The organism is Reichenbachiella sp. MALMAid0571 (genome assembly GCF_040151475.1).
GTDB lineage: Bacteria > Bacteroidota > Bacteroidia > Cytophagales > Cyclobacteriaceae > CAXBNB01.
Window position 1 is genome coordinate 1 of the sequence record NZ_JBDKWG010000093.1, and the last position, 12,987, is coordinate 12,987.

At 37.0% G+C, this 12,987-nt stretch carries 10 protein-coding genes; 4 read left to right on the forward strand and 6 right to left on the reverse strand.

The features are described 5' to 3' along the window. Positions 1-144: 144 nt before the first annotated feature. A complete protein-coding gene (locus AAOP42_RS03195; RefSeq protein WP_349527014.1) occupies positions 145-2,736 on the forward strand; it encodes an ABC transporter permease in 2,592 nt (863 codons plus the stop codon). 289 nt (positions 2,737-3,025) lie between these two features. On the opposite strand, the gene AAOP42_RS03200 is transcribed toward AAOP42_RS03195, so the two are convergent. The 5 genes from AAOP42_RS03200 to AAOP42_RS03220 all read right to left on the reverse strand — a co-directional run bounded on the left by AAOP42_RS03200 (position 3,026) and on the right by AAOP42_RS03220 (position 9,259). Then, positions 3,026-4,069 carry an ABC transporter permease gene (locus AAOP42_RS03200; protein ID WP_349527015.1) on the reverse strand — a complete coding sequence of 348 codons (1,044 nt, stop codon included), beginning with the start codon at positions 4,067-4,069 and terminating at the stop codon, positions 3,026-3,028. Beyond that, the gene (locus AAOP42_RS03205; RefSeq protein ID WP_349527016.1) at positions 4,062-5,021 is read right to left on the reverse strand and encodes an ABC transporter ATP-binding protein; all 960 of its coding nucleotides are present in this window, start codon (positions 5,019-5,021) and stop codon (positions 4,062-4,064) included. Before AAOP42_RS03205 ends, AAOP42_RS03200 begins: the two co-directional genes overlap by 8 nt. Before the next feature lie 3 nt (positions 5,022-5,024). After that, entirely contained in the window at positions 5,025-6,173 is a 1,149-nt protein-coding gene (locus AAOP42_RS03210) for a COG1470 family protein (protein WP_349527017.1), read from the reverse strand. Between the two features lie 258 nt (positions 6,174-6,431). Beyond that, positions 6,432-8,414 (reverse strand): hypothetical protein, encoded by a 1,983-nt coding sequence (locus AAOP42_RS03215; protein WP_349527018.1) that lies wholly within the window; start codon positions 8,412-8,414, stop codon positions 6,432-6,434. 71 nt (positions 8,415-8,485) lie between these two features. Next, a complete protein-coding gene (locus AAOP42_RS03220) occupies positions 8,486-9,259 on the reverse strand; it encodes a class I SAM-dependent methyltransferase (RefSeq protein WP_349527019.1) in 774 nt (257 codons plus the stop codon). A 258-nt stretch (positions 9,260-9,517) separates the two neighbouring features. Between AAOP42_RS03220 and AAOP42_RS03225 the strand changes: the two genes are divergently transcribed. Together AAOP42_RS03225 and rlmB are read left to right on the forward strand one after the other, a co-directional pair. Further along, the gene (locus AAOP42_RS03225) at positions 9,518-10,639 is read left to right on the forward strand and encodes a GWxTD domain-containing protein (protein ID WP_349527020.1); all 1,122 of its coding nucleotides are present in this window, start codon (positions 9,518-9,520) and stop codon (positions 10,637-10,639) included. Then, a complete protein-coding gene (gene rlmB / locus AAOP42_RS03230) occupies positions 10,618-11,400 on the forward strand; it encodes a 23S rRNA (guanosine(2251)-2'-O)-methyltransferase RlmB (RefSeq protein ID WP_349527021.1) in 783 nt (260 codons plus the stop codon). The genes AAOP42_RS03225 and rlmB overlap by 22 nt, the downstream gene beginning before the upstream one ends. Positions 11,401-11,409: 9 nt before the next feature. Here rlmB and AAOP42_RS03235 read toward each other — a convergent pair whose 3' ends face one another. Then, entirely contained in the window at positions 11,410-12,045 is a 636-nt protein-coding gene (locus AAOP42_RS03235; protein WP_349527022.1) for a toast rack family protein, read from the reverse strand. A gap of 604 nt (positions 12,046-12,649) precedes the next feature. Between AAOP42_RS03235 and AAOP42_RS03240 the strand changes: the two genes are divergently transcribed. Further along, positions 12,650-12,856 (forward strand): Sec-independent protein translocase subunit TatA/TatB, encoded by a 207-nt coding sequence (locus tag AAOP42_RS03240; RefSeq protein WP_349527023.1) that lies wholly within the window; start codon positions 12,650-12,652, stop codon positions 12,854-12,856. The last annotated feature ends 131 nt before the right edge of the window (positions 12,857-12,987 follow it).

Consider the following 12,987-nt stretch of genomic DNA (forward strand, 5'->3'; position numbering starts at 1 on the left):
CAGTCCGGTTTAGCGCAAAAACAGGAAAAAAAACCAAAACCAAAACCGTATTCGAAAAAGGGACGATCAAAATCTAATTTTAGGTTCTGAAAATTGAATTTTTTACTCTCCTGATTATTGAAAGTCCGACAGACTCCTAGAGTCTTGAAATCTCAAAAACCTATACCCCCCAAACTCGCCGAAAGCTTCCTTTCATGGTTCTGCAAAGGAGAACTGCTGGAGGAAATTCTGGGGGACTTATATGAATACCATGAGGAGTTGCTTGACAAACCTGATTGGAAAAGAAAACTTTTCTACTGGTTTCATGTATTCCACTTTCTCAGGCCTTTTGCAATAAAAAAAACAAAGCCAAGTCAATCAAATACTACTGCCATGTTCAGACATAATTTTCTTATCACCTTCCGAAATTTCAAGCGTTACAAAAGTTCATTTTTTATCAACTTGATTGGCCTATCAACAGGATTGGTTTGCATCTTACTAATTTATTTATGGGTACGTGATGAGCTTGCTATGGATAAGTTTCACACCAATGACCACAGACTTTACCAGATGTTGGAAAACGTAGATCAAGGAACGGGAATGATAACCCGTCACAGTACATCAGGCCCAACCGCCAAAGCTTTGGCAGAAGAAATGCCTGAAGTTGAATATGCAGCAATGACGACTTGGGTATCCGATTACACGCTTTCATTTAATAGTAAAGATGTAACGGGAAAAGGAATATACGCCAGCAAAGATTATTTTCAACTGTTTTCCTACAAGCTCATTCAGGGAAAAAGCAATCAAGTTTTAGCTGATAAAAAATCGATAGTACTGTCAAAAAATCTTGCAGTTAGTCTATTTGGTACAACGGAAGATGTAGTCGGCAAAATTCTAGAGTGGCAGCATGAAGAGAAATATCAGGTTTCTGGTATTTTTGAGAACTCTCCAAATAATTCTTCTGTTCAGTTTGACTTTCTCTTGACATTCGAAGGATTCCTAGATAATAATAAGTGGGCAACCAATTGGTTTAATACTTCACCAAGCACCTTTTTGCTAATGAAAGAGGGTGTTGATATTCAAGACTTCAATTTAAAAATTGTAGATTTAGTTCGAACCAAAACAGAGGGAAAAGCCAGTCATAGGACTCCATTCATCACTCCATATTCGGATGTTTACCTTTATAATAAATATGAAAATGGTGTTCAGTCAGGGGGACGGATTACTTATGTAAAGCTCTTTTCGATCATTGCACTATTCATATTGGTAATCGCATGTATCAATTTTATGAATCTATCTACGGCAAGAGCTTCCAGAAGAATTAAAGAAGTTGGAATTAAGAAGGCACTTGGGGCATATAGGGCAACACTTATTGCACAATATTTGGGAGAATCCATTCTGCTATCTTTTTTATCCTTGGTTATTTCAATATTGATTGTCGTTGTGCTGCTTCCTCAATTCAGTGACATTACTGGGAAGCAACTTCAAATCGAACTCAACTTATCTCTCTTAACTTGTTTATCGGTTGTTGTTTTGGTAACGGGTCTGTTGGCAGGTAGCTATCCAGCCCTGTATCTTTCAAAATTTAATCCTATCTCTATGTTTAAAAATAACCTCAGCGGAGGTGTTGGAGAGTTGTGGGTTCGAAAAGGATTGGTCATTTTTCAATTTACGATTTCTATCGTACTCATTATTTCGGTTTTAGTGGTATACAAGCAAATTGAATTTACACAGAATAAGAATTTAGGATATAAAAAAGACAATATATTAATTATTGATAGAAATGGACAGTTAGGAAATGACAGAAAACTAAAAACCTTTATTACCGAAATACAGAACCTTCCCGGGATTGAAATAGCTGCAAGTTCCGGACACGATATGACAGGCCACAATGGTGGTACGTATGGCTTATTCTGGCCTGGAAAAGACCCTGAAGATAGAACTGAATTTGAAAGGATGCCAATAACACATGGGATGTTGGATGTACTTGGTATTGAAATGAAGGAAGGAAGGGCATTTTCAGAAGAATTCCCTTCAGATAGTAGCAAAATTATATTTAACGAAGCTGGGATTGATTTTATGGGATTGACAGACCCTATTGGGAAAGTGGTCAAATTATGGGGAGAAGAACGGCAGATAATAGGTGTAGTTAAGAATTTTCATTTTGAGTCTTTTCATGAAAATGTAAAACCATTGTTTTTTTGGCTCTCACCAAATAGAACGGAATATGTTATGGCTAGAGTAGAAAAAGGAAAAGAGCAAGAAGCCATTCAAAACCTTGAAAAATTTCACGCAGACTTCAATCCGAATTTCCCAATAAATTATCGTTTTTTAGATACTGACTATCAAGCACTTTACGAATCAGAAAAGCGAGTATCTGTTCTTTCCAGCTATTTTGCTGGTATTGCCATTCTTATTTCGTGCCTGGGTCTTTTTGGGCTAGTAGCCTTTACTGCTGAGCGTAGATTGAAAGAAATTGGCATTAGAAAAATACTTGGCTCAAGTTCGTTTGGCATCATTGGACTACTCTCCTTCGATCTTACCAAGATGGTTATTTTGGCTATTCTAATTGGTCTGCCTATGAGTTACTTTATTGCTGACGAATGGCTTGATGGTTTCGCTTTTAGAATTACTCTGGAATGGTGGTTCTTCTTTGGAGCTGGTTTTATGGCTCTTCTTATCGCATGGCTCACTATTAGTTTTCAAATCTTAAAAACTGCTAATGTTAATCCAATTGAGTGTCTAAGAGATGAATAACTCTAAACTACTCAAATTCGCCGAAGACTTTCTCTCACAGTACTGCAAAGGAGACTCCTTGAAGAGTTACTGGATAAACCTGATAGGAAAAGAAGACTGTTTTACTGGTTTCATGTGCGTCATTTATTGAGGTCTTTTGCATTGAAAATCAAACCACTCTAATTCTTCAGTTATGCTAAGACATTTAATCTTATTTCGACACATTTCAGACACAACAAAACCACTTTTTAAGGAACAACCAGTTAACCCGATATCAAAAAATTGAAGTTATCATCAAATAGTTGATGACTTAGGATTTGGATCGGATTTCTCTCCTCATAAACAGATAATAACTGACTGAAAAGCAAACTACCGTAAGAGCTGTAAGACCTGTGAGTTGTGGCCAAACCAGTAATAAACTCTGTCCAAGTGGCAGTGGCCCGGGTATAGCCCCCTGAAGCTGCTCCATTGAGAGTGGCCCCAAAGTACGTACTGTTGGAGTTAAAAGTGTAGAGGTGGCCTCATTATAAAGTTCGTTGGGCATTACTTGCGACAAGCTGAATTTCAATTTTTCATAGAAATAGACTGCTCTTTGTGAGGCAAACTTTGAGGGCTGAAAAGCTTTGGTAATTATATTGACTATGAGGGGATAAAACATCGTGAAAAACAACCACACTCCTATGCCTGACAGGGCAGATGTAGCTGATTGTTTGAACCGAACCGAAAATAAAATGGATAGGTTCAACCAAAAAGACACATATACTACACTTAACAAGGTAAAGAAAATTATCCGCAGAAATTCCTCAGCAGTTGGTGGAATCCCCACAACTATCAATCCTGTACCCAGAACCGTGAAACTCAGAGCAAAAAACAAAATACCCAATACGATTATTGAAGCGACAAATTTTGCATTGAGGATGTAGTCTCGTGGTATGGGCTGAGCCAGAATGCGGCTTAGAGTTCCCCTGTTCTGCTCTGAATTAACGGCATCAAATCCCATACTAACCCCCATTAATGGTCCTAAAAATCCTACAAACACAAAAAATGAGGGAAGTGTACCATCTGAAATGGTAAACAGCTTCAAAAAGAAAAATGCGTTTTCAACATTTCCTGAATCAGCTATCTTATCAAGATTAGTCAGTGCGGTATATATTGACCCAATACATGTAAGTACAATAATAGCAATCAGGATCATCACTCGCCAACTTCGAATATGGTCTGCAATTTCCTTTTGTACCATCGACCAAAACGGATGAACAGCCTGATCTCCCGGTACTTTATCTTGCTGAGAAAAAAACAAAACCAATTTTGCCCATATTGAGCTCTCTATAACCTTTTCTGTTGAATTATTCATCTTCATTACCTCCTTCAAAATAACGATGATAGATATCATCCAATCCGTATTCTTTTTTGTATAAGTGGCTCAAACCCACCCCGGAATCTATGATGGTTTTAGATATTTGATTTGAAATATCCTGAGTGCATTCTATCCGCCAAATGTCACCCTCGACCTGTACTGACTCCACTGTCTCAATATTTTTAACTTTATTCAGTAAGGTAGTTTTCTCACTATTTCCATTTGCTGCCAAACCAACTTCAATGGTGTATGCACCACTATTGAACAATTGCTTTGCCAGCGAATCAACATTGCCTTCTGCTAATAATTTCCCTTTAACGAATATACCCACCCGATCGCACACTTGCTGTACCTGATGCAAATGGTGGGAAGAAAAAAGCACTGTAATTCCATCTTGTTTACTGAGTTGAACAATAAGTTCCAAAAATGCCTTTACACCAGTAGGGTCAATCCCCAAAGTAGGTTCATCGAGGATAATGACTTCAGGGTTTTTGATCAATACATCAGCAAGTCCCAGGCGTTGGCGCATTCCACGTGAATATTTACCAGCCTTTTTATGCATGTCTTCCGACAAGCCTACTCTTTCCAGTAGCTGCAACGACCTTTTTTGAGCCTCAATCCCCGAAACGCTGTTTAACCTGGCAGTGTACATAAGGTTTTCAAAACCAGTGAGGTCATCGTAAAAACCTACATCTTCGGGCAAATAGCCAACCTTTTGTTTTACATTTATGGGATTCCTTTCAGGGTCAATGTTACATACTTTCACACTCCCCGAATCAGACTCGGATAAGCCCATCAACATAAGGATGGTTGTAGATTTCCCTGCTCCATTAGGACCCAGAAGTCCAAAAACCTCTCCCTTTTCTATAGACAGATTTAGTTTGTCAACAGCAGTGTAGCTCCCATACTTTTTTGTGAGGTCGGATATTTCTATAACTGGAGTGCTCATACCCTACCTCCTTCCGTATTTTCGGACAAGATAATACACACCTCCGAGTGCTCCTGCTATGATCAACACCCCGAGCCAACCCCAAAGCAAAGGTGTTTTAACCGAAATCCTAAATGCTGTTTTGGAAGATACTTCAGGAGTTTGAGCAGTAATATTGGTTACATAATCTCCGGGAATAGCCTTGTCATCCGCTTTGATTGTAGCGAATACGGGTACACTACCTCCCGCTTCCAGGTGGATAACCGTATCAGGTTTGAATGTGACATCCCAGTTTTTAGGTTTTGAAGCACTGAACCTAATATTATTCAACTCACTTGAACTGGTATTTCTGATAAGCAACTCCACCCTCTTTTCACTTCCTGCTGTTATACCAGTACTCAGCAGTCCGTTTGGAGTAGTCAGTTCCATTTCATAAGAACCTGTAATGACAACTTCCAATTCTATGACTGCAGAAGTAGAACTGGTTACTGCCTGGATCGGTATTTTATATGTTCCAGCTTCAATATTATGCGGTGGTTTGATTTCTACTGTGATCTTAGAGGTAGCATTGGCATCAATCTCTACAGCAGTCGCTTGCTTGTAATTGGGTTTAAAAATCACATTCCACCCACGGAGAGAACTTGCCCGGAGAGAATAGAGCTGTTTTTCACCTGTATGATTTTTCAGTTCTGTTTGAAAAGTAAAAGTAGATTTGGCATGACCTTGCATATTCGCCTGTTCGGAAGTGAATTCTGTTTTATATGTTCCCTGCTCAGAAACTTCCACTGCCAAAGGAAGTATCCCAAAATTTCTGGCAACCACATTGAACCTGTGCATTCCTTTGTCCACTTTCAAAGGAACATCTACTTTCAGCGAGATGGTTTTTTTCTCTCCGGGCAGGACAGAAATCTGATTGATAGTCCACCCTCCTGACTTCATAGTATATCCCCACTCCTTAGGAATACCCGACAAGGAAATGTTAACATCCTTGATACTACTACCATTGTTAATGACATCTATAGAGTAGTCGATGGATTCTCCCGGTGGAACAGAAATGTTGGTGTAAGGTGTGTAAAGGCTTATTCCGTTTGCTGCATTTGCAACATTTTGACAGAACAATAAAAGGATTAGTGATGCTAAAGTATAGCTGAAAAATTGCGTACGAACTGACATAAAAAACTTTTTTTATCTTAGATGACTATTAATACGGTTTCCAAAAAACGGAAATAAAATTATCTCATGTACTTCTGTTAATGTTGAATGTTATGCTGGCAAATGTAATAATGGAGGATATCATTGAAAATAGTTAGCATACCGACACAATGTTAAAAATTGTTAAAACTTTTTAACAAAAGTTAAAACCGATCGTCTAAAAAAGTTTTCCTAAAATGAGAGCTTACTGAAGAAGTGATGTTGTGGATTAAAAACCCATCACCTGAACTGAATAATCTGAGGACTTGATATGTCAAAGTCTTGAAGCTCCAGATTTCCTATGGTGGAAAAATTGAAACTGCGGGAAGCTCCTTGAAAAGGAACAGAAGGATAAAAACCAAGACGGAATTGTATGGTATTGAAAGCCAGGTTGTCATTTTTTAATCTCAGCCCAAATCCGGCTCCATAATAACTATCTCTTCCTCTTGTAGTATTTATCAACCCAAAGTCAAAAAAGGCTAAAAAAGCCGTGCGAAATCCGCCCACATAAAAGGGCGTAAAAATTACAGATTCGGTATTGACTACAAATCGTTCTGTTCCGGTCAGGAAAAAATTATATAGCCCTCTGATTCCATTAGCATCATTTATATCAATATAATCCTGTTCTTTTCTTCGGATTCCTTTGGTGTAATCCACCGTAACAAACTGTCGGTATTTGAACAAATTCCATGTATGTAATCGTGAAAAATATTCTCCCCTCATCTTTAATACTCCCTGTTCAAGGGTCTTGTGCCTGAAAAAACCACCCAGCTTGAATGTACCCTTGATATAGCCGAATTTTTTCAATACCTCCCCTTCTGCAAACTCAATCCCGATATACTCTCTATTGAAGAACTCTCCTATTTGGTATCCGGTAGTAAGTTGCAATGAGGTTCCTACTGGAATATCTTCAGTTCTTCCAAAATTTCTGATGAGCCGGTCTTTGTAGTAGCCTCTGGAACTTAAGCCCACTCCTATCAGCATGTTGGTTCTGTCATGAAATGCCTGATTGTAGTCCAATTGTACTTCCGGACTATCCATAAAATTTCTTCTGGTTATTCTTCCTGAAACGATAAACCTAAGCCTTTCACGGTTCTTCAAAATAGATGGCACATGCAAGGTTTTAAAGGAACGTGCAAACCAAACATCCTGGAAAACCTCTTTATGGGAAATAATAGTAATTGAATCTGTTACATTATCGAATGCCCGGAATTGATTGTGGTTTTTACTACTAAACTCTACACCCCCGGCATACTCAATATCCGGGGTATAGAAATTTCGGTACAATTTTATGCCATAGCCATGATTGGCAAAAGATGTTACATAATTGAGCTCACCTGTGACAAATGAGCCTCCAATGTTTCTAACCAGATAATACCCATCATAACCAATACTATTTTCTCCAATATCATCTATAATAATATTGTTTTCATTTTCATGACCTGTACCGAAAATATTAATATTACTGATCCCTATACTAGATGTAGTAGTTTCAGCATCGGTACTGTAATCAAATTTCAAGGGGAAAAGGTCTCTGGTTACCACATAGAGATTTGCTTCTTCAGGGCTGCTTCCCTCAGCTACGTATATCCTTGCATCTTTGATATAATCAAGCTTTCGAATAAGCCTTTCGTTATCAGCAAGTTCATCGGCTCTAATCACACTTCCTTTCCGTACTATCAGGTTTTGCTGAATGATTTTATCGCTGGTAGCAATGTGCAATCCATTGATGGTTTTTGTAATTATAGAAGTTTCTAATTTGGTAGTATCCTCTACATTGGTTCCAAAGACCTTAAGCTTCTTCAGATTTATCTGATTGACAGTGGCTCCATCGTATTTGAGATACCTCTCTTTACTTTCCTCAAAATTTGATTTCTCCGCAGCTTTTTCCTCCGCAAGTTTTTGTTCATCCTTTTCAAATAACAAAGTATAGAGTAAGGAGGAATATTTGTTACTGGACAGCTTATTTACCAGAGAATTGTAAAATTCATTGGTACTGTTAAGCGAATGCTTCTTTTGATAACAATGCAAAGTGTCCGGTACTACAAAAACCGTATCTCTTGCGACATAATAAGCATCTTTTTCGATTACAAAAAAATGACCTGCTTTTACCTTAATACTGTCCAGATTCGTTTTTTTTTTCTTGCCTGTATTTTGAGCCCGGCTGTCAACAGAACAGATAATAAACAATACGGCAAAAATCAGTAACGAATTTTTTTTCATACTCCGACAATATATCAAAGATAGAAATACTTAAAAAATGGAATGAGTCAATAATTTATACTAACGTCAAATTACTTGGTCATAATACAAAAAAGGTCAAGATTTGTTTCTGACTCTTCATTGAGAAAATAGTCCTGATGTGATATGTCTGTTACCAAAGAAGTATTGTTGTTTTGAAGCATTTTTCTGTTTACCCTATTGAGTATATCGTAAGGTATTTTCAGTAAAGAAGCAGGGAGTCTGTATTGAAGGTTGAAAATGTCAAACCTGGTAAATTTAGCGACAGACATTTTATTTTCTTCATAATAATTCATTACTGTTCCGTTACCTGCTATCCCCTTCATTTCTACATGTTGAAAAATAGTACCAGCCAGTTGTTTCAATTCTGCATTGGTATATTCGCGGATATGCCAGGGATTTCGAGTAAGTGTCATCTTGATGTTTGGAGTGGTAATGATGGCCTTACCACCAGGTTTAAGCACACGGTAGATTTCCTCAAGAAATTTTTTATCATCCTGTATGTGTTCGATCACCTGAAAACTAATAACTACATCAAATGTATTATCTGAAAGCCCCTTAAATGGCGGGAAATTCATTTGGCTGAAATTAACTGTAGGAAATTGCAATTTCAGCGCATCAATTACTTCATCTATTTTATCTAGTGCTGTATAGCTTTCAGCTTTACCTGCCAATAGGTTTATCCCTCTTCCTTCGCCACAGCCCGGCTCCAATACATTTCCTTCAATATACGGCTCTGCTTCATAATAAGCTTTTAACAACCTTTGGTGAATCGGATTGTCGGACAATATCTTATCCGATGCTATTTCAGTAGTATATGTACTCATTGTCGCAAAATTAACGTTTTCCTTCACTTAAAAAGCGCATTAAAAACTATATTAGTGAAGAATTTGCATTTTTAATCTAAATGAACAATTGCCTTAATTATGAGACACCAAACAAGACTAAGCACCACAAACTCTTTCTTAAAATTGTGCATGTCAGTCTGCGGTTTTTTCTCTGACCAAATAAAAAACTTCTCAATTAAACCATTTTTCACCCTGAGCAAAAAGAAGTTGTTGGTATGCATTTTATTTTTTTCATACTTGAGCGTATATGCTATTGATTTGACCAAACAGGATTTCAACTACCAATACGACCCTTATTCTCCGGTGAGTATAAAGCATAAGTTAACTCAGAAAAACAATGAATTTACACTGTATATCATGCTCAATCTAAAAAACCCTCTGAGGCAAGAGTATTTTTTTGAGATTGATATATTGGCTCAAAAAGGATATAGTGATAAGAATGACATCATTGTAGATACCGAATTGATCAAACAGGATTCCACCAGAAAATTGATATTGATGAAGTATCAATTTAGTGTTGATAAAATGTACGATTTGCTTGTCGGAAGCTTCTTAATCAATAGCATCAACTATTACTATGACATCCCCATCCACTCCGGGCTAAAATTTCCCATTCCGGAAATCGTTCCTTTGAAAGAAAATGGATGGCCTTATTTTGAAAATTATATTGTACAAGGTAATACTGTGAATTTTGGACAAACTGCTTATTCCTTTCAGTATGATGATCAGTTTGGTACTGCTATGCCTCCAATGGCATCTGATATTGAGCCCAGTTCAAATACGATTAAAATTGATTCCTCCTTTGTCTCTACTGCCTTTACTCCTGATAAGGAACGCATGCTTTTTTTCAATCAGACCGACAGCTCCAGCAATGCTGGCTGCTCTTTTCTAAGTGTGTCCCCATATTACCCTAAATTGAGAAGAATAGATGATTTGGCAAAAGCCATAGTCTATTTATGCAAAAAGGAAGAATATGATAAAATTCAAAATGCTGGTGATACCAAAAAAGAATTTGATCGGTTTTGGATATCAGTTGTTTCTTCAGAAGACAGGGCACGGTCTATTCTGAAACGTTACTTTAATCATGTACGCTACGCCAATGCTTTTTTTACAAACTACAAGGAAGGATGGCGAACAGACAGAGGTATGATTTACATTATATATGGTAACCCAAAAGAAGTTATACGATCGGATGACAAAGAAATATGGAGTTATACAATCAATAGGAAGAAACAAAACTTTAATTTCGCCAAAGTTCCCAACTTATTCGTTCAGCACCATTACGTTTTAATTCGGGATAACGATTTATCTAAAGTTTGGCTTAATGAAGTAGGAAAATGGAGAAAAGGAAATATGTAAAATACAACCGACCAAAAGAAGAATCTCACAATGATGAGGACATGATATTTGGTACGAGGGCTTTGATAGAAACGATCAAAGCAGGAAAACAAATCGAAAAGATATTTGTTCAAAAGGGGCTGAACAATGAATTGTTTTCAGAGCTAAATGACCTAATCCAACTTCACAGACTCAGTGTATCTAAAGTTCCTGTTGAAAAACTGAACCGCCTTAGCAGAAAAAACCATCAGGGAGTCATTGCCTATGTATCTCCGGTCACTTATGTGCCCCTTCACAACATAGTAGCTGCCAGTTATGAAAATGGACGTACTCCATTGATACTCATCCTCGACAGAATTACAGATGTAAGAAACTTTGGAGCCATTTGCAGAACGGCAGAATGTACCGGGGTAAATGCCGTAGTAATTCCTACAAAAGGAGGAGCACTTATCAATAGCGATGCAATAAAAACTTCTGCGGGAGCTCTGAATTATCTTTCTATTTGCAAAGAAGAAAATCTGGTCAAGACCATTACCTATCTAAAAGAGAGTGGATTTCAGGTCATTTCCTGTACGGAAAAAACAGATAAACTTATTTTTGACCTAGAATACAACATCCCCACTGCTATAATAATGGGGTCAGAAGAAAATGGAATCTCAAAAGAGTTGATCGAGGCATCAGACATTTCGGCAAAAATCCCATTACATGGTGAGATTGCTTCTCTTAATGTTTCAGTTGCTACAGCTGTAGTATTATATGAATGTATGAGACAAAGGATGTGAAGTGAAACTTTACTCTTTGTATTCAAAAGTAATATTTCCGAAAGCCACGTCCAGATTGAATGTCATAAGGTTGGAAGCATCCGCTTTATATTCCGGATTGACATAAATATTTTTATCTACTTCTTCAAAACCCTTTTTGACAGAAATATTACAAAGAGGAGACCTTTTAAAGTAAATAATGGCGGGAGTTTGTTTATTAGGTAAAATGACCTTCAAATTACCTGCACCCACACTGGCACTTATGTTACATTTTTCAAATGCATTTTCGTGAAAGTCCAATACTGCATTGCCAAATCCAACATCCGCAATGATATACTTCGCTTTCGATAGGTTTACATTTTTAGCGCTGATACTCCCCAAATCGACTTTTACCAAAAAAGTATCCATCACACAATTATTGGGTTTGTCAAGATCGTATTTCACATTTACATCTGCACTTCCCGTTTCAATTTTCAAATTGGATACTGACACACCTGACAGATCGACATTAGCAGCACCCACTCCATAATTTAAATTGAGCTTGTATATCTTTTGCTTGTTCAGAAAGACCTTCCAAAAATTCATTTCATCCTTTTCTTCTGAACCAAACACAGTATAGGCAATGGTGTGGCTTAATCCACTCTTTTTGTAATCTTCCAAATTCAAATCTACGAAATTGGTGTTGTTACTTATGTTAGTATGAAAGGAAGGGTTAACGTCGCTGAAATCTGGATTTCCGTAGATAGTGATGGGATCGGAATGGTAGGAAGACTTGATGTGGCAGGTACCGGATGTCGCTTTTAGTGAGAAATTAATAGTATCAAAAGAACTCTCATTCTTGACTGCATAAAACTTCTTGAGTTGACCATAACAGTGACAACAACAACATAGACCAGTAATAAAAATCAATATTCCCCTCAGCATGAACTAACGTACGGATTCGCCAAATTTGAGTTGCAATTATACTAAAATTATGATTTGCGCCTGTACTCTATAAAGTATTGCATTTCAAACCTTTAAAATTGACAGTATAAATCAGTTGTTCTACATTATAGAAAAGACAGGTTTCTCAGAATAAAAATTATTCTATTACAGAGATCCCCTAACTTTGTTTTTTCAAAATAAATAATCAGAATGTATATGACTTTTTCAGTTTTAAGCACGAATATTGCTTTAAGCTGACAAAAGGTTTAATAAATCAGCAGGTAAATGATGCGTAAATTCATTTATCTTTGTAACAAATTTCAAATTAGACAAAACACACTTTAAAATGTTAGATTCAATATTAGCTATAGGAATGCCGGGAGGTTGGGAATTGGTGATAATTGTTTTAGTGATTATACTTCTTTTTGGAGCCAAAAAAATTCCAGAGTTGGCAAAAGGATTAGGTAAAGGCATCAGAGAATTCAAAGATGCTACCAAGGAAATTAAAAACGAAATAGACGAAGGGATCAAAGAAGAACCTAAAAAGTCTTAAAGTTCAATAAACAGTTTGAACGGTTTTTGGCATTTCTAAAAATGTTCACCATACAATCATAAAATAGAAAGACTGGGTCTATCTATGGATAAATGTTCTTTTTTTCGGAAATAGAAAATTAGTATGGATTC

Coding starts and splice junctions, on each gene's coding strand:
- AAOP42_RS03200 (WP_349527015.1), bottom strand. CDS start 4,069: ATGAATAATTCAACAGAAAAGGTTATAGAGAGCTCAATATGGGCAAAA.
- AAOP42_RS03205 (WP_349527016.1), bottom strand. CDS start 5,021: ATGAGCACTCCAGTTATAGAAATATCCGACCTCACAAAAAAGTATGGG.
- AAOP42_RS03210 (WP_349527017.1), bottom strand. CDS start 6,173: ATGTCAGTTCGTACGCAATTTTTCAGCTATACTTTAGCATCACTAATC.
- AAOP42_RS03215 (WP_349527018.1), bottom strand. CDS start 8,414: ATGAAAAAAAATTCGTTACTGATTTTTGCCGTATTGTTTATTATCTGT.
- AAOP42_RS03220 (WP_349527019.1), bottom strand. CDS start 9,259: ATGAGTACATATACTACTGAAATAGCATCGGATAAGATATTGTCCGAC.
- rlmB (WP_349527021.1), top strand. CDS start 10,618: ATGGAGAAAAGGAAATATGTAAAATACAACCGACCAAAAGAAGAATCT.
- AAOP42_RS03240 (WP_349527023.1), top strand. CDS start 12,650: ATGTTAGATTCAATATTAGCTATAGGAATGCCGGGAGGTTGGGAATTG.